Here is a 15,639-nt window from a genome sequence, read left to right as displayed (position 1 = left end):
TCTAAATTCCCATCCGGAAGAGCTCCGACAGGGGAGGAGACCAAATGCTCTGAAGATGTACTTTTATCAGCCACCGAATAAACCTCCGCTACTCAACCCGCACATACAACTGCTCCTGAAACCCAACGAATACATCCCTGATCGCCGCCACGCTGCCAAGTACCGCCACGGCGTCAGGTGCCGAGCCGTATTTGATCGTCAGCAGGTCGGGTAGTTTTTCCTGATCCAGTTCGCCAACGCCTTGGGCAACGTAATGGCCGAGGACAAAGGACAGGAACTCTTGCTGAGTGTCGTCGTATTTCTCGAAGATCAGGTCTTTCCTGGCTTCTACCCGTTCTTCTCTGGAGACAGGAGCCAGGGCGAAAGCGATGAAGGACAGCACGTCATAGAGGTCGCTGTCTTCGGCGTTGATGATGGAGCTGAGTTCCCGGAGTTGTTCGGCTCCGTAGCCTTTGTCTTCAAGGCCCTGGAGAAGCTTCTTGCGGGTGTCTGGTTTGCTCCAGATGGCGCGAAGTTCGTCTTCATCTCGGAACAGCTCGGGCAGTGAGCCATACAAGGCTTGGATGAATTCCGCCGATGAGAGCGGTTTGCCGTCCGGTCCCCAGAAGGTAGTCGCCATCATGTGCTGGATAGTTCGTTCCTTGCCGTCCGCCAGCTTGACTTTGACCTTGCTGACTTTCCTGCAAATGCACGGTGTCTCGCCGCATACCGGGCATGGCTCAGGCTCGGGCTGTTCACATTCACAAGGGAGCTTGCCGCATACCGAACATGGCTGAGGAGGATCGACCACACAAGTGCAGGGATGTTTCCCACAGCGTTTGCAGGGTTCCGGTTCGACAGGTTCGCCGTCCCACTCCGGGTCGTTGAAGTGCTCGTATGCCTTCACGAAGTCGTAGATGGTGAAATAATCCTTGCCGTCAAAGAGGCGGGTGCCGCGTCCCACGATCTGTTTGAACTCGACCATGGAATTGACCGGACGCATGAGGACGATATTGCGAACATTCCTGGCATCCACCCCGGTGGAAAGCTTCTGGGAAGTGGTCAGGATGGTCGGGATGGTCTTTTCGTTGTCCTGGAAAACCCGCAGCCAGCGTTCACCCTCTTTGCCATCATGAGCAGTCACGCGGACGCAATAGTTGGGATCACTGCTTTCTTTGTATTGATTGATGAGGTCCCGAACGGCAAGGGCGTGCGGTTGGGTCGCGCAAAAGACCAGCGTCTTCTGGGTCTGGTCAATGGCGTCCATGAACACCTTCACGCGGTATTTTTCCCGCTCTCGAATCTCAATGACGCGGTTGAACTCCTCTTCGGTGTAGCGCTTGCCTTCTTCCGGTTCGCCTTCAAGCACCTCGTCGTCCGAGGTGTACACGTAGTCATCCAGGGTCGTGGCGATCTGCTTGACCTTGAACGGCGTCAGGAAGCCATCGTTGACCCCTTCCTTGAGCGAGTACACATACACGGGCTCGCCAAAATAGGCATAGGTGTCTACGTTTGTGGTCCGTTTGGGAGTGGCGGTCAGACCGAGCTGCACAGCCGGTGAAAAGTACTCCAAAATCTCCCGCCAGGTGGATTCGTCATTGGCCCCGCCACGGTGGCACTCGTCGATGATGATGAAGTCAAAGAAATCCGGCGGATAGTCGCCAAAACTGGGGGCGGGATTACCGCCCGCGTCACGTCCGCTCATGAAGGTCTGGAAGATGGTGAAAAAGATGGAGCCGTTCTTGGGAACCATGCCCTTCTTGCGGATCACATCCGGCGAGATGCGAACCAGCGAGTCTTCAGGAAACGCGGAAAACGAGTTGTACGCCTGATCCGCCAGGATGTTGCGGTCTGCCAGGAACAATATACGTGGCCTGCGGCCAAGTTCACCGCCGCGCCAGTCCTTGAGATTCCAACGGCTATGAAAGAGCTTCCAGGCGAGCTGGAACGCGATGAAGGTCTTGCCTGTGCCGGTAGCGAGCGTCAGAAGGATGCGGTCACGTCCGTCGGCAATGGCTTCCAGCGCCTGATTGATGGCGTTGTGCTGGTAGTAGCGGGCTTCCCATGTGCCGCCTTTGTCCTCGAACGGGACCTCGGCAAACCGGTTCCGCCATAGATTCTGCTCGGCAAAGGTCGCATCCCAGAGTTCTTCCGGCGTGGGATAGTCATCGACGTATCCCTCGTCACCTGTCTTCATATCGATGCAGTAAATACTCTTGCCATTGGTGGAATACGCGAACCGCGCCTGAAGCATTTCGGAGTAGCGTTTCGCCTGTCCGACTCCTTCCGTATCCGGCAAGCCTATGCGCTTGGCCTCGATGACCGCCAGCTTGTGTCCTCGGTAGACGAGCACGTAATCCGCAATGTCCTGCTTGCTCCGTTTTCCGCCGCCGATCAGGCGTCCATGGGTGATGACTTCCCGTCTGACCCTGCTCCCATCGACCTTACCCCAGCCAGCCTCGGCAAGAGCCGGGTCAATCAGCTCCGCACGAGTTTCCGCTTCGTTCAGGTCGCATAGTGCATGGTCAGGCATGGGCTTGTTCCTCAGATTGTATTCGCAACGGCGGCACCAATAAAAACTATTTGTTGTCTTTACCTCCCGAGGAGCCTGAAGGCTGTTGTTTTGAGGACTGCAAAGGAGGAGTAGACGGCTGTGCGCCAGCTAGCCCTTCTATCCCTGGCACAATGCTAGGTTGTGCTCCCTTTTGTCCATTTGTGGCTATTTCCAGATCCGACCCAGAGGGCCTCCCGCCCCGAGAGTTGGTTTTCTCACTCATTGCGACCTCCGTTTTTCGGGCTACCGCCCTAAGTATGTTACCAGCGCAATCCTTAGATAGCGTGTGCTATTTTTTGCTATCGCTGCCTGTTCCGTTGTCCACGGAATTTCCACCATTCTGCGGCGCCGAAGAAGACACAGGCGCAACAGAAGGCTGTTGCCCGTTCATGCCAAATCCATCGCTACCAGGGGCGACACTCGGCTGGCTGCCTTTAACACCCTCCTCAAGCCTTACAGCACTGGGCTGAACGGATGACATTCCATCATTGAATTTAATTCGCTTACTCATTTTAAGCTCCTTTGCTCAAGGCAGGTGTATATCCCCACACTAAAACGGCTATCCCAATAGTTCCTAGTACGGCACAAACAATGGTCACTATATTGGTAATCCCAACCCATGAATTCCAGGCGGAGGCCAATGATTTGCCATATTCCTGCTCTTTGAAATTCCTGTCAAATTGCTCCATAAAACTATTCTGAAGGTTCACCGAAAAGACCAGAGAAAGCATCGACGAAACAATAGCCCCAAGAAACATGGCAATTGTGGCCTTCAACCACCAAACCGAGCCAACCTTATCCGCCACGGACACCAAACCAGCGACGGCTCCAGACGACAACAGAATAAGCGTCTTGTCGAACAATAATTGCTGCGACTCAACCCTCCCTAAATAGTGGCTACGATTTTTTTCGTACCACTCCCTAAGCTGTTTTTCCTGTTCTTCGTTGCCCATGTCAATTCACCAATGCTTCCTGGTTCATTTCGGCAGTGAGTTCACCAGCGAAAGCCTTCTGGAGGATGGATTGTTTGAGTTCGGTGAGGGCGTTTAGCTTTTGCTGGTAATTGACCTCTAGGTCTGCATGAAGCTGTTTCAATGTGTCTATTTTAATGACAATCTCTTCTTGCGAAACTAAGGAGGGACGCATGACAGGTAGCTTCTTAATAATCCCCATATTAAGTCCAGCCATTATTGCCCCTTTCGCTTTTCGTACAAGATAGTCCCTCGCAATGGGGTGATGAAGAAAATAGGCGTGCAAGAACTCAGGTGAACATCTATTCTCATCAAGTGATATGCAGCAAAGATGCTTGGTGTTGATTGCTGTCGGAATATCATCAGGAATAATTGCACATCGACCACAAGTTCCCATTATGGTAATGATTACATCACCTGGCTTTACTGTGTATCTCTCAAGCTGCTCATATTTCTCTTCGGTGATGAATCGCGACTTCCCCCATCTAAACTCGTTATTGACAGCATTGTCGATTCCTAAAACGGCTATTCCTGACTCAACAAATTCACTGTGGAGCAACTGGCTCCCGAAAGGTCCTGTTCTAATCGAACCTTTCTTTTTCAAAGCAAGCTCTTCGACGATTGACTCTTTCCAGCCCTGCTCATATGGATCGCCAAAAACGCTTTCAATAGTTCTCTCAAGAAGTTCCCGAGCATTGGCGAGGTTCTTTTCGGTGTTGGCGATGGCTGCATCAATGCGCTCAAAGGCGTCATCCAGAATGGTGACGATGCGTTGTTGTTCTGGGATGGGAGGAAATGGAACAGGTATTGAATTGAGCTTCTTCTGATTCAGCTTGGGTTGAGCCATCCCGCTTACATATGGCTCTAAAGAAATTGAGTTCAGGTAGTATTCGACAAACCTTTGAGAGTCGTAATCCTTAAATCTTAACACATGAGCATGATTGTTGACCCATGTCTTGCCATTGATTGAAAACGCGATTGGGTATGTTCTGGCTAATAGATTTGCACCATCTTCAGAGACAAGGAGCAAGTCTTCATCAAAAAGGTAGTCCGCGACATAATCAACAATGCCGGATGCACCATAATATGGGATGCTTCCACTGTCCCTTTTTGCTTTTGTAATCGGGATTCGTTTGCTGTCTAGGTTTTCACAGATTTCTCCCAGAGGGAAATCCTTCCAGCTTTCATTGGAGTGAATCATACCATCTCCCCAATCTCAGCCAGCAGTTCCGCACTCTCCGCATCAAGCGCGGCAATCTCCGCCAGAATCTCCTGCGGCTCCCTGAGCGGGGCTTCTTCCGGCGCATTGGGGTTCTTCACGGACAAGTCAAAGGTGGTCTTGTCGATGTCCGCCGCATCCAGAGTCCAGGACTTTTCCGAGTCCGCACAGTTCGCCTGCAACTCCACGAACTCTTTCAGGTCATCGTCGTTCAAGGCGGTGGTTTTGCCCAGGCTGCGGCCCGGATCAAGCTGGTAGTACCAGACCTTACGAGTGGACGAGCCCTTTTCAAAGAACAGCACCACGGTCTTCACGCCAGCGCCGAGGAAGGTGCCGCCGGGGCAATCCAGCACCGTGTGCAGGTTGCAGCTTTCAAGCAGTTCCTGCCGGAGCGCCTTGGAGGCGTTGTCCGAGTTGGAAAGGAAGGTGTTTTTGATGACCACGGCGGCGCGTCCGCCAGCCTTCAGGAATTTGATGAAGTGCTGCAAGAACAGGAACGCGGTCTCCCCGGTCTTGATGGGGAAGTTCTGCTGCACTTCCTTGCGTTCTTTGCCGCCAAAAGGCGGATTAGCGAGGATGATGTCGTAGCGGTCCTTCTCCTGCACGTCCATCAGATTCTCCGCCAACGTGTTGGTGTGAATGACGTTGGGCGCGTCAATGCCGTGCAGGATCATGTTCATGATGGCCATGACAAAGGGCAGGCTCTTCTTTTCCTTGCCATAGAAGGTCTTGGTCTGGAGCGTACGCAGCTGATCCACCGTCAGAGCCGTTCCATTGCCATTGGGCATCCATCCAGCTTCGCCATAGCGCAGATAGTCGTGGGCTTCGCAGAGGAAGCCAGCCGATCCGCACGCGCCGTCATAAACGGTCTCGCCGATGTTCGGCTTGATAACCTTGACCATGGCCCGAATGAGCGGACGAGGCGTGTAGTATTCGCCGCCGTTTCTCCCGGCGTTGCCCATGTTCTTGATCTTGGCTTCATAGAGGTGAGAAAGCTCGTGCTTCTCCTGCTGGGAGCGGAACCGAAGCTGGTCCATCAACTCCAACGCATCCCGCAGGGAATAGCCGCTCTGGAACTTGCTCTTTATCTCGCCGAAAATTTGCCCGATCTTGTATTCGATGGTGTCGGGCGAGGATGCGCGCTCCTTGAAGCCGCTCAGGTACGGGAACAGCTCTCCGTTCACGAAGCCGACAAGGTCATCGCCTGTCATGGCGGTATCATGGTCGAAACTGCCGTCCGCCTTCTTGGGAGCCGCCCAGGCGGACCAGCGGAACTTGTCTTCGATAATGAAGTCATACTCCTTGCCGACCAGCTCCGCCTCCATGGCCCGCTCGGTCTCCAAGTCGTCCAGGTACTTCAAAAACAGCATCCACGAGGACTGCTCCGTATAGTCCAGCTCCGAAGAGCATCCAGCCTCTTTCCAGAGGACGTCATCGATATTCTTGAAAGTTTGTTCGAACATTTTGCCTTCGGATTTAGTTCATTCGCTTCAGGCTAAAGGTAAGCAATTTTAGAACTGTCTATAAAACACCCACCATGAGCTGGCAAGGTTATTCATAGTTTTCCCGCCGTTACACAAGAACATCCATGGAGTGACATTCTCTTCCGTGACCAAAGCCCTAGCCCGAGGATACCCTTCAATTTTTATAACAATTCAAATTTGAAGGAGATTCCAATGAGCTTTGAAGGCTTCGAACTGATTTACTCATATTCGCGCAAACAAGCAATTGAAGACGGAGTTTTGATCGACGTGACCGACCAAGCCAACGAGACTGGCTTCAAAGTGCCTGTTGCAATCTCGGACCATCTCTACAACGGCTACATCGTGCCGCCTGACGGACTCGACTGCGAAGGCCAGAGCATCAGTGGGCGTCTTCATGACGTGCTCTTGATGACGTTCTACGCGGCCAAAGTTCGCTGGGATGGCGAGCGGGTCTACTTCGAGGTGCTCTTTCTGATGGGAGAGGGGCCACGCTTCGAGAAGGTGCAATGCGTAGCGGTTGTCGGCCCCGGCGATGAAGGCGAGCCGGTCTTGACGATCTGCCTGCCGGAAGATGAATAATTTTTCCTGGCCCGTCGGTGTGGAGAAAAATCCGGGACATCCAGGCCAACCGGGAAGGGACTCCCCCATTATTATAGGCTCCGCCTGAGAGGTCCCACAGAGGCGGAAGAGACCCCGGCCTACACCAGGATCGCTCGGACAACCCGCTGGAGCATTACAAGCTGCTCGTCACTGGCACCTTTGATGAGTCGGACAAGGTAGTCTTCCATCTGCTTGCGGTCTTCCTCAAGGTCCATGGCGAGAAGATCACGGAGTTCGACATTCAGGCCGGAGGCGACCTTATCAAGGACTTCGACAGACACCTTGCTCACGCCGCGTTCCACTTCGCTCAGATACTTGTCGCTGACACCGGCCTCCTGGGCCAATTGTTCCTGGGTTTGCCCACGGCTTTTTCTCAGCTTCCTGATCCTTCCGCCCAAGCGTTTTGTAAGGTCATCCATGCTCTACTCCTTTGGACAACCATACTGACCGCCTATCGGTGGGGTATACACAAGCCACAGGTTGAATTTATACTTGATTTTTCTACTGAAAGGCAGAATATTCGACTGAAATTCTATGTAACGGTATTATTCACACTCAATCGAAAAGGAACAGACATGGGATTCTTCAAGAAACTTTTTTCCAACGGCGACTCGGCTCAGACCATAGGCAACCTTGCACAGCAAATTCGCCTTGAACCCAACGGCGATGTCTTTGTCTACAACGAGGTGGGCTACAGGCTCAAACCGCTCCTTGCGTGTCACGACAAGGGCAACAGGGAGCTGCAAATCTATGACAACAAAATCTACCTGCTCAAACACGACCGGCGAGTGATGGTCTATACACTGGAAGGGAAATATCTGAATTCCTACTTCGCCAACAACAACCCGAACGCCAGTTGGGTCAAGAACATCTAGGAGCCGACATGACGACCACCGCCCTAGCGGTCCGGCAGCTTGAAACATGGGAAGCGGAATTTGCCGACATCGACAAAGTCAAAGCCGGTGCCTTGCTCCACAAGATGGGCGTCCCGTTCCAGATCACGGAAGTGATGCTCGACCTGTGGGACAACGCCAGGGAAATCGGCGGCAAGCTGGTCGGTATTGGCAAAATCATTTGCTGCAAGATCATCGAGTTTGTGCAGCGCAACCCCAATTTGGCTCTGGGTGTCGCCTTGGGGGTTTCCGCAAGCCTGTTGACAAGCATGGTCCCCTGGATCGGACCGATACTCGCCCCCCTGGTGGCAATTATCGCCATCCCCTACGCCGGCATTGCCGGGATGATGATCGACTTGCGGGATCGGGGAGAATCCACCGACAGCACCATTCAAGCCACCGTGCTGGCGGCCAAGGAGTTCTACCGCCTGGTGGTGGAGATATTCCAGGCGATCAAGGAAACACTGTAGGAGGGCCAATGCCGCTTGATCTCTCATCCGTCACCGCTGAAGACCTGGACAGATTTAAGGACAGGGCAAGGAAGAGGCACAAACGCACGTTGCTCGGCTCGGCAGCCAACCTGCTCGGTGGAGCCGTCGGAGGAGCCGCCGCAGCCGGTACGGTCGCGGGCGCTGCTGAAGCAACCACCCTGCTCGGATCAACGACCCTGGCCAGCGCGTTGGGCGGCGTGTTCGTGGCAAGCACCCCGATAGGCTGGACCGTGGGAGCCGCAATCGCCGGTGCCGCTGTAGCGGGACTAGCCGGGAAGACCATCAAATCCGGCATATCGCGCGACCACAAGAACAAGGCATTGTACGAGGACAAGTAGATGCTGGACACCAACGACCTGACCAGGACCGAAGCCAAGGCATATCTCTCCTACTTGTTCAAAATTGCCGAAGCGGACGGTCATATCGACGACAAGGAACGGGAGTACATCGCCCTGCAAGCAAAGCTATGGGATGTTGCTTCCGAAGAGCTGGGCCAGCCCGCACCCCTAGAGCGCCTCAGGGATATCTCCCATGCCGCGAAAATGTCTCTACTGAGGGACTGCATCACCATCGCGTATATCGACGGAGATTACGCCGAAGCGGAGAAGCGGCGCATTGAGGGCTTGGCCGATTTCATCTCCATTCCCATACCCAAACTGAAAGAACTCGAAGACTGGCTCCTGGACTATTGGGAAGTCCTTGAGCGGGGCCGGATACTCATTTCGAACGCCTAACGGATTACACGGGAGTAGTCATGCTGAAATGGTTGAAAGAGAACATCGCGGAAGGAACCAAGATTATTGGCGGGGCTATCGCGGAAGAAAGAGCGAAAAAGCAAAAGCAGGCGGATGAACATGCAGCAAGGCAGGGCTTCACATTGGTCGGGACCTGCAACTCCTGCGGAAAGACCAACACCAGGGTCAAGAAGAATCATTACGTCGAAGGCAAGGAGAACGAAAACATCTGCTACAACTGCACCAAACGCATTGCCATCATGAGCAGGTAGGGTAAGTCATGCTCACATTCATCGTGCTGGTCGTAGCGTTTCTCGTCACCGCCATCATCGTGGCCCAAATCGGTGCGGGCAATCTCCCGGCATTCATCGGCATATATCTGGTAGTTGCCTTCCTGCTCTTCAAAATAGGCACATGGCTCTTTCCGCCGGAGGAACCTTCCTGGTGGATGCAGTTGGGCGGGGCGATACTGGGATAACCCTTTCTCGTCAGAAATCAGAATAGAATTCTGCATTATTTTAGACATCCAGCCAACAACTTAAAAACACACGCTTTATCCGAAGCAGTCTTTCTCCCCACTCCCACAGAGTGGGTACCCTTCCTTTTTTATCCTTTTGGTACCCCTTCGTACCCCTTTCTTGTCCCGAGCCATTTCCGACGTCTTGGGAAAAGCAGAAAGACAACGTCGCAACATATTGAAACAACTATCATAACATATTATTCGGTGAACATTTTTTCGAACAGGCTCGCTGAAACCATGTCAAGTTCCCTTTTTATGCTTTTTCTCTCCTTTTAGTACCCTTTTTCTCCCGTTTCCCTCCTGGGCGGAAAACCGGGGTTAGGATGTCTGATCTCTGAACAATCAACATCCCGACAGGAGGGAATCGGCTATGTTCGACTTTGGAAAATCACTCATCAATATGGACCCCGACGAGCAGAAGAAGATACTCGGCAACGCAACGCCCGGCCAGCGCAAGTCCGCCCTGGAACTGGGCATCGGTTTCAACAATCAGAATCAACAGCAACAGCAGCGGCAGCAAAAACGGGACGCCTACCACGACCTGGACCGGCTCAACACCATCGTCGAGAAGGAGAACGAGGCGCACGACTTCTTCGGCAAGGGACTGGCCGACTGGCGGAAGAACGTCACCGGCAGCAATCCGTCCAGGGATGCCACCAACCTCAAGAAGCAATTCGACGACTACGAGCACTCCATTCTTTCCAGCGTGCCCAAGGGCGGCAAGCGGCACGAGGCGCTCTCGAAGTCTCTGCCCGGCATCAAGGACGGCTTCCTGAAGCAAGGGCACCAATTCGCCGTGGACAAGCTCAACGAGCGGTCCCGGAGCGTCCTCGACAAGGGCTTGCGGCGCATCGCCCAAGGCGCACTCGGAGCCAGGGACGAGGATGGCGTCAAGGCCCACGATGACGCCGCCTTCGACCTCATCAACAAGTTCGTGCTGTCCGAGGCCAAATTCGACGAAAAGGACGCCGACGCCATGTACGGCAAGTACCTGGGGTATGCGGGGGTAGAATCGGACAAGCCCAAGGCCGCAAAAGCTGATGCGGGCAAAGACGCCATCAACGAAAAAACGGCAAAGGCCATCGCTTTTGGCGGAGACGTCGACCTCGATCCGGAAAACATCCCGAACGGACTCGACGACTCCCTCTCCGGCCGCGATGAAAAGGAGGAACAGGCTGCGGTGCTAAAAGAAATACCATGTCGGCACTCCCAAGTTTTGCTGGTAACAGTACCAGTGAACCCCAAAACCAAGGGAGGCCGACATGGCAAAGCTCAAAGTATCATCTGTTCATCGGTTTGTTGAAGCGTTTTCCGGCGAGAAGGTATGGATAGGAGTGGACGTCCATAAGCTGAGTTTCAGCGTGGCTTTGCTCAGACCTGATGGTGCCGTGAAGGACTGGACTTGTCCGGCTGATGCAACAGCACTCACCCGGCTTGTCATGTCATTACCTGTTGAGGTTGGCGCGGTTTGCTATGAATCTGGACCGACTGGCTTTGAGTTGGCCAGGAGCCTCGAAGCAGAAGGTGTTACGGTTGTCGTTGCTGCGCCAAGCCGAATCCCGCGCCCCATTACCGCTACCAACAAGACCGACAGCCTGGACTGCCGCAAACTGGCAGAGCTGGCAGCCTCCGGCCTGATCAGACCAATCGCCATTCCTTCCGTTGAAGCTGAAGCCTTCCGTGCTCTTGAGCGTCGAAGGCATCAGCTCACCGACTCTCTTCGTCGAGCTAAACAACGGATTCGTTCACTTCTTCTTTATCTTGGAGCGCAGGAGCCTGCCGATCTGGACCATTGGAGCAAGGCTGCCATACTCACACTTCATCAGGTGGAACTTCCTTCGGGGGCAAAAGAGACTCTTGAAAGCTTGCTCGATGAACTGGAGTACTTCGCTTGTGCACAACGCAAAGTGGATCAGCGTTTGCGAATAAGCATCCGGGAACAAGACGAGGCAAGACGTATTGCCGCCATGAGGTCCGTTCCCGGCGTTGGCGAAGTCGTGGCCACGACTTTTGCGGCAGAGGTTTACCGCCCGGAACGTTTCAATCGCAGCGAAGAGGTGACAGCTTACCTGGGCCTTGCGCCAGTGATGCGGCAAAGTGGAGGCAGCAAGGGTAAGGCAACACTTCGCCCGGTCGGTCAAAAGCGATTACGAAGTTTACTGATTGAAGCAGCTTGGGTGTGGAAGCAGCGAGATGAGTGGGCCAGGGAGTTCTACAACCGAATTTATAGCCGACATGGTGTGGCACAAAAAGCAATAGCTGCGCTTGCTCGTAAATTGGCCGCGCTTTTGTGGAAGCTCAGCTTACCTGTAACGCAGTCGTAAACAAAGATCGCGGCGGGGCTTTGGTGGCGTAGACCACGAAAATAGAAATGGCGATCTTAAACTGATTTACGTACCGAATAGGTACTTGGTGCCGTAGAGCACGAATAAGAAAAGGAATACTTGATAATTACGCTGTAGAGCGAGGGGCAAGTGCGCCCTAAGAAAAGGTGAAGTTAAGAAAGACGGGAGTCCTTGACATGGGGCCGCATAAGAAAAATCCTCGGTTGCCCACGCCCGCGACCTGGAAAAAGCAGCCGAAACCCGCAACAAATACCCCGAGCCCAAAGACAACTACCCCTTCGACGACAAAACGTACGAATTCCTTGGAAAGAACAAGGATGCGATCAACAACGCTGCCGACAAGTTCGGCGTATCTCCCGAAGCCGTTGCCGGGGCCATGGGAGACGAATTCAACCGGAGCAATTTCGTTGACCCGCTTCAAGACCAATACATCAAGCTGGATGCCGACCTTGCCGAAGTGGAAGAAAACATACGCGATGGACATACGAAAGGGACATTGAATAAGGCCATGCTCAGACCTGCAGCACATGACATCGGCCCTGGCAACATGAACGTCACTACTCTTCACGGAATGTTTGTTGATCGCATTGAAAATGGTGACGATAACGACAAGCTCAAACAGGAGCTGTCTGGAGTCATTGACCCAAAAGCCTCGCGGGAAGATCAATGGAAAAAATATGTCGAGTACGCGACTACCCCGGAAGGCACTGCCACTTTATCCGCAGCGCACATGGAGGATGCAGCCAAGAAATTGGAACCACACATGGAGGGGCTCAGCCAGGAAGAAAAAGATGCAGTTCTAGTGACGTACTATAAACAAGGGCCAAGCTATCTTGATAAGTACAAAAAAAACACTGCCAAGAAAGCCGGTGCGGATTCTGCCGAAAGCAACCGCCCGATCAAACCCGGCGAAGGGGTTGGACTGCTTTACCAGATCAATAAAATACGAAGTGCGTTAGGGAAATAAACAGGAAGGGAGAGGCCTGAGCCTCTCCCTATAACCATCATGATGTTGTGGCTAACTCGTACATTATCAGTGCCTCAAATGCCCAGGTAGTCAATACACCTGAATACGCGAGTAGGACCCAAGACTTACATGAATATGTCCTGAAAAAGTGAAAACGGCGAGCCAAACAATATAACAAATAGTAGCATAGTGGAGGCACAACGATCCAAGACGTAATTGATTTAACCCAATCAAGATCAGAATTAACATCGATAAATGCATGACCAACAAAAGCAATGACGCTGCAAGGCACTGCTAATATGACGACAACCAAAGCCCCAACGAGGAGTGTCCACCCATTACTCTTTGTCTCTGATCTATTGCCCAAGACATAAGCCCGACAAACAAGAGCAACTGCACCCAGCGCAGCCAACCCGGCGAAAACCAACAATAAAAACATGTAATTCATGTAAGACTCTCTGTTTCGATTCGACAATACCGATTATACTATTCATCGAGACTTGCCAAACAGCAACTTTGGGGCGACGTCATACCTTCTTGAGCAACTTGAGCATATCGCCTTTAAGCGCAAAGTTCTTGTCAGCCTCAACGATCGAGCACAGGTAGTCATAATTTTTCTCTGCGGCGAGAATGCAGTGAAAGCCCTTCCGCTCTTTCTTCTCATCCGGGCAGTTGGCGGCAGCACAGTCTTCAAAGGTCAAAAGGTGCGGCTTCAATTTTCGAGCCGACTTGCTTTCGTGACGCTGTAAAGTCCCCGTATAGTAGGTCCATTGCAAAGTAGAGACTTCTGGCCCAAACTGCGCCCAGGAGTTTCACATGCGCAAATCAAGATTCACTGAGCACCAGATCGTGCGGATTTTGAAATCCGTGGAAAGTGGACGGACGGTCAAGGACGTCTGCCGAGAGCACGGCGTGAGCAACGCTACGTACTACAAATGGAAGTCCAAGTACGGCGGCATGGAGGCGTCCGACATAGAGCGGATGAAAGACCTTGAGGCAGAAAACCGTAAGCTCAAGCAGATGTTTGCGGATCTGAGCCTGGAAAACATGGCTCTCAAGGATGTCATCGAAAAAAAACTCTGAGGCCGGTTCAGCGAAAACAGCTCGTCACGCACATGATCTGTGAGTTCGAGATGAGTGTCCGCAAGGCTTGTACAGCTCTTGGCGTCAGCCGGAGCTACTACGCGTACAAGCCTCATCCGCGCGACGATAGTACCGTCATCGCCGCTTTGACTGAACTGGCCGAGAAAAAGCCCACATGGGGCTTCAGTAAGCTTTTTGCTGTGCTTCGCAAGCAGGGGACCCCTTGGAATCACAAACGCGTCTGGCGGGTTTATTGCTTGTTGAAAATGAATTTGAAACGCAAGGCAAAGAAACGTCGCCCCCAAAGGACAAGGAAAGCCGTGGCCCAGCCGCTGCTGGCGAACCATTGTTGGTCGATTGATTTCATGCGTGACACTCTCTACAGCGGGCGGGCTTTCAGAACATTTAATGCTGTTGACGATTTCAATCGAGAGGTGCTTGCCGTGGAAGTAGACACCAACCTGCCAGCCGGAAGAGTGCTCAGGGTACTTGACCGGGTAGCCGAAGAAAGAGGTCGTTACCCGGAAAAGCTGAGGATGGACAACGGACCTGAATTTGCCAGTTCGGCCATGGCAGCCTGGGCTGATCAGCACGGTGTTGGGCTGGAGTTCATACAGCCAGGCAAGCCGACGCAAAACTCATATATTGAGCGTTTCAACCGGACCTATCGGGAAGAGGTCTTGGACTTGTATATCTTCGATAGCTTGAGCGAAGTGCGTGAATGCACGGAGAGATTTATCAGGGAGTACAACGAAGATCGGCCTCATGAATCGCTAGGCGACATGACGCCAGTGGAATTTGCAGCCCAGAGGGCAGGGGGTACCCCCTGCCCTCTGGGCTCTCACCAAAAAACGGCGGGAAGCCTCTACTACTAGCTGGCCCTAAGATGGGGGACTTTACACAAAAGTTGAAATTCGACGAAGAATACCAAACAACGATTTGCTACATTGGAGATTCTGAAGAAATCGAAAATTTCTTCGATTCACTGTGAGACCTGACCCATCCCACTTTCCAAGCAAATCCAAAGAGATAAGTGCATCCAGCCGGAAGCCGCGACAAAACGGACATTCCAACCCTTCGCGATTACTACCTAAAAATAAAAATGTGTCCAATGGATGTGTCCGATGTTTTTCGGACCAGAAAATAGAAAAAGGATCTTAACATAAGAGGCTAAGATCCTTGTTCTTTACTGGCGGAGCCGACGAGACTCGAACTCGCGGCCTCCGGCGTGACAGGTGCGAATTCTAGCTTTCACCACCTAATTTTATTGAACTTTTTGTAGCTTCACGTAGCTTCAAGGAGTCTCGGTGGGCCCCAAGGGCCCTCCTGAGGGCCCACCACCTTGACCCCATTTCCTCTTCTGCTACGCTGGACCGGCGTCGTCCTCGAACCAACGTTGCGTTGCGGCTTGACCCCATTTCCTCTTCTGCTACGCTAGACCGCTACCCACTCAGCGCGGTTGGCGAGTTGCGGCTTGACCCCATTTCCTCTTCTGCTACGCTCGAACCGCAAGAAAAACGTCGCCTTGGAAGGTTGCGGCTTGACCCCATTTCCTCTTCTGCTACGCTCGGAGCAAGGACTTGTCTCCACGGTCTCAAGTTGCGGCTTGACCCCATTTCCTCTTCTGCTACGCTGCCAAGCCGTTCGTTTTCGCCACGCTCCCGGTTGCGGCTTGACCCCATTTCCTCTTCTGCTACGCTTGCTCTCTGCATGTTACTTGACCTCCTTGTGTTGCGGCTTGACCCCATTTCCTCTTCTGCTACGCTATTTTCATGGCCTTATCTATTCCCTATTGGGTT

The 15,639-nt window shown here is 52.8% G+C and carries 19 protein-coding genes and 1 CRISPR repeat array (1 of these 20 only partly in view); of the genes, 11 read left to right on the top strand and 8 right to left on the bottom strand.

Features of this window, described 5'->3' with window-relative positions; all coding sequences use genetic code 11:
- Positions 1-88 precede the first annotated feature (88 nt).
- The 5 genes from hsdR to LF599_RS02590 form a co-directional block, all read right to left on the bottom strand.
- A complete protein-coding gene (gene hsdR / locus LF599_RS02610; RefSeq protein WP_279522181.1) occupies positions 89-2,512 on the bottom strand; it encodes an EcoAI/FtnUII family type I restriction enzme subunit R in 2,424 nt (807 codons plus the stop codon).
- Between the two features lie 310 nt (positions 2,513-2,822).
- A complete protein-coding gene (locus LF599_RS02605; RefSeq protein ID WP_279522180.1) occupies positions 2,823-3,044 on the bottom strand; it encodes a hypothetical protein in 222 nt (73 codons plus the stop codon).
- 1 nt (position 3,045) lies between these two features.
- Positions 3,046-3,486 carry a hypothetical protein gene (locus LF599_RS02600; RefSeq protein WP_279522179.1) on the bottom strand — a complete coding sequence of 147 codons (441 nt, stop codon included), beginning with the start codon at positions 3,484-3,486 and terminating at the stop codon, positions 3,046-3,048.
- A 1-nt stretch (position 3,487) separates the two neighbouring features.
- Entirely contained in the window at positions 3,488-4,705 is a 1,218-nt protein-coding gene (locus LF599_RS02595) for a restriction endonuclease subunit S (RefSeq protein WP_279522178.1), read from the bottom strand.
- Complete coding sequence (locus LF599_RS02590) at positions 4,702-6,186, bottom strand: class I SAM-dependent DNA methyltransferase (protein ID WP_279522177.1); 1,485 nt, start codon at positions 6,184-6,186, stop codon at positions 4,702-4,704. Before LF599_RS02590 ends, LF599_RS02595 begins: the two co-directional genes overlap by 4 nt.
- Before the next feature lie 213 nt (positions 6,187-6,399).
- Here LF599_RS02590 and LF599_RS02585 point away from each other — a divergent pair, with 213 nt between their 5' ends.
- The gene (locus LF599_RS02585) at positions 6,400-6,786 is read left to right on the top strand and encodes a DUF6573 family protein (RefSeq protein ID WP_269942703.1); all 387 of its coding nucleotides are present in this window, start codon (positions 6,400-6,402) and stop codon (positions 6,784-6,786) included.
- Positions 6,787-6,905: 119 nt separating this feature from the next.
- On the opposite strand, the gene LF599_RS02580 is transcribed toward LF599_RS02585, so the two are convergent.
- Positions 6,906-7,226, bottom strand: a complete 321-nt coding sequence (locus LF599_RS02580; RefSeq protein ID WP_279522176.1) for a helix-turn-helix domain-containing protein — start codon at positions 7,224-7,226, stop codon at positions 6,906-6,908.
- A 156-nt stretch (positions 7,227-7,382) separates the two neighbouring features.
- Between LF599_RS02580 and LF599_RS02575 the strand changes: the two genes are divergently transcribed.
- The 8 genes from LF599_RS02575 (at position 7,383) to LF599_RS02540 (ending at position 11,769) form a co-directional block, all read left to right on the top strand.
- Positions 7,383-7,682, top strand: a complete 300-nt coding sequence (locus LF599_RS02575; RefSeq protein ID WP_279522175.1) for a hypothetical protein — start codon at positions 7,383-7,385, stop codon at positions 7,680-7,682.
- Positions 7,683-7,690: 8 nt separating this feature from the next.
- Positions 7,691-8,170: a hypothetical protein gene (locus tag LF599_RS02570; protein WP_279522174.1), complete on the top strand. Its 480-nt coding sequence runs from the start codon at positions 7,691-7,693 to the stop codon at positions 8,168-8,170.
- Between the two features lie 8 nt (positions 8,171-8,178).
- Positions 8,179-8,529, top strand: coding sequence for a hypothetical protein (locus LF599_RS02565; RefSeq protein WP_269942699.1), 351 nt, complete (start codon positions 8,179-8,181; stop codon positions 8,527-8,529).
- Positions 8,530-8,925: a hypothetical protein gene (locus LF599_RS02560; RefSeq protein ID WP_269942698.1), complete on the top strand. Its 396-nt coding sequence runs from the start codon at positions 8,530-8,532 to the stop codon at positions 8,923-8,925. It begins immediately after the preceding gene.
- Positions 8,926-8,945: 20 nt separating this feature from the next.
- Positions 8,946-9,197 (top strand): hypothetical protein, encoded by a 252-nt coding sequence (locus tag LF599_RS02555; RefSeq protein ID WP_269942697.1) that lies wholly within the window; start codon positions 8,946-8,948, stop codon positions 9,195-9,197.
- A gap of 8 nt (positions 9,198-9,205) precedes the next feature.
- Complete coding sequence (locus LF599_RS02550; RefSeq protein WP_269942696.1) at positions 9,206-9,403, top strand: hypothetical protein; 198 nt, start codon at positions 9,206-9,208, stop codon at positions 9,401-9,403.
- 412 nt (positions 9,404-9,815) lie between these two features.
- Positions 9,816-10,748: a hypothetical protein gene (locus LF599_RS02545; protein ID WP_279522173.1), complete on the top strand. Its 933-nt coding sequence runs from the start codon at positions 9,816-9,818 to the stop codon at positions 10,746-10,748.
- Positions 10,708-11,769 (top strand): IS110 family RNA-guided transposase, encoded by a 1,062-nt coding sequence (locus LF599_RS02540; protein ID WP_269942321.1) that lies wholly within the window; start codon positions 10,708-10,710, stop codon positions 11,767-11,769. The genes LF599_RS02545 and LF599_RS02540 overlap by 41 nt, the downstream gene beginning before the upstream one ends.
- Before the next feature lie 157 nt (positions 11,770-11,926).
- Here the strand turns inward: LF599_RS02540 and LF599_RS02535 are convergent, their stop codons facing one another.
- Positions 11,927-12,274, bottom strand: a complete 348-nt coding sequence (locus LF599_RS02535) for a hypothetical protein (RefSeq protein ID WP_279522172.1) — start codon at positions 12,272-12,274, stop codon at positions 11,927-11,929.
- A gap of 12 nt (positions 12,275-12,286) precedes the next feature.
- On the opposite strand from LF599_RS02535, the gene LF599_RS02530 reads away from it, so the two are divergent.
- On the top strand, positions 12,287-12,757 hold the full coding sequence (locus LF599_RS02530; RefSeq protein ID WP_279522171.1) for a hypothetical protein: 471 nt from the start codon (positions 12,287-12,289) through the stop codon (positions 12,755-12,757).
- A gap of 527 nt (positions 12,758-13,284) precedes the next feature.
- On the opposite strand, the gene LF599_RS02525 is transcribed toward LF599_RS02530, so the two are convergent.
- Positions 13,285-13,533 carry a hypothetical protein gene (locus LF599_RS02525; RefSeq protein WP_269942693.1) on the bottom strand — a complete coding sequence of 83 codons (249 nt, stop codon included), beginning with the start codon at positions 13,531-13,533 and terminating at the stop codon, positions 13,285-13,287.
- Positions 13,534-13,573: 40 nt separating this feature from the next.
- Between LF599_RS02525 and LF599_RS02520 the strand changes: the two genes are divergently transcribed.
- A protein-coding gene (locus LF599_RS02520; protein ID WP_404823700.1) for an IS3 family transposase occupies positions 13,574-14,715 on the top strand; the annotation gives its coding sequence in 2 pieces (ribosomal slippage) (positions 13,574-13,826 and positions 13,826-14,715; 1,143 coding nt in all).
- Between the two features lie 459 nt (positions 14,716-15,174).
- Positions 15,175-15,639: direct repeats of the CRISPR family, unit length 36 nt; unit sequence GTTGCGGCTTGACCCCATTTCCTCTTCTGCTACGCT (it continues 231 nt past the right edge of the window).

Origin of the sequence: Pseudodesulfovibrio thermohalotolerans (assembly GCF_021353295.2) — a bacterium.
GTDB lineage: Bacteria > Desulfobacterota > Desulfovibrionia > Desulfovibrionales > Desulfovibrionaceae > Pseudodesulfovibrio > Pseudodesulfovibrio thermohalotolerans.
Note: the sequence above shows the minus strand (reverse complement) of the source record. Positions and strands in the feature narration are given on the sequence as shown.

Excerpts from the sequence above, each read along its gene's own strand:
- LF599_RS02585 (WP_269942703.1), top strand. The coding sequence starts at position 6,400 with ATGAGCTTTGAAGGCTTCGAACTGATTTACTCATATTCGCGCAAACAA.
- LF599_RS02570 (WP_279522174.1), top strand. The coding sequence starts at position 7,691 with ATGACGACCACCGCCCTAGCGGTCCGGCAGCTTGAAACATGGGAAGCG.
- LF599_RS02580 (WP_279522176.1), bottom strand. The coding sequence starts at position 7,226 with ATGGATGACCTTACAAAACGCTTGGGCGGAAGGATCAGGAAGCTGAGA.
- LF599_RS02535 (WP_279522172.1), bottom strand. The coding sequence starts at position 12,274 with ATGTCCATCGCGTATGTTTTCTTCCACTTCGGCAAGGTCGGCATCCAG.
- LF599_RS02565 (WP_269942699.1), top strand. The coding sequence starts at position 8,179 with ATGCCGCTTGATCTCTCATCCGTCACCGCTGAAGACCTGGACAGATTT.
- LF599_RS02605 (WP_279522180.1), bottom strand. The coding sequence starts at position 3,044 with ATGAGTAAGCGAATTAAATTCAATGATGGAATGTCATCCGTTCAGCCC.
- LF599_RS02545 (WP_279522173.1), top strand. The coding sequence starts at position 9,816 with ATGTTCGACTTTGGAAAATCACTCATCAATATGGACCCCGACGAGCAG.
- hsdR (WP_279522181.1), bottom strand. The coding sequence starts at position 2,512 with ATGCCTGACCATGCACTATGCGACCTGAACGAAGCGGAAACTCGTGCG.
- LF599_RS02560 (WP_269942698.1), top strand. The coding sequence starts at position 8,530 with ATGCTGGACACCAACGACCTGACCAGGACCGAAGCCAAGGCATATCTC.
- LF599_RS02555 (WP_269942697.1), top strand. The coding sequence starts at position 8,946 with ATGCTGAAATGGTTGAAAGAGAACATCGCGGAAGGAACCAAGATTATT.
- LF599_RS02550 (WP_269942696.1), top strand. The coding sequence starts at position 9,206 with ATGCTCACATTCATCGTGCTGGTCGTAGCGTTTCTCGTCACCGCCATC.
- LF599_RS02540 (WP_269942321.1), top strand. The coding sequence starts at position 10,708 with ATGGCAAAGCTCAAAGTATCATCTGTTCATCGGTTTGTTGAAGCGTTT.
- LF599_RS02575 (WP_279522175.1), top strand. The coding sequence starts at position 7,383 with ATGGGATTCTTCAAGAAACTTTTTTCCAACGGCGACTCGGCTCAGACC.
- LF599_RS02595 (WP_279522178.1), bottom strand. The coding sequence starts at position 4,705 with ATGATTCACTCCAATGAAAGCTGGAAGGATTTCCCTCTGGGAGAAATC.
- LF599_RS02590 (WP_279522177.1), bottom strand. The coding sequence starts at position 6,186 with ATGTTCGAACAAACTTTCAAGAATATCGATGACGTCCTCTGGAAAGAG.
- LF599_RS02600 (WP_279522179.1), bottom strand. The coding sequence starts at position 3,486 with ATGGGCAACGAAGAACAGGAAAAACAGCTTAGGGAGTGGTACGAAAAA.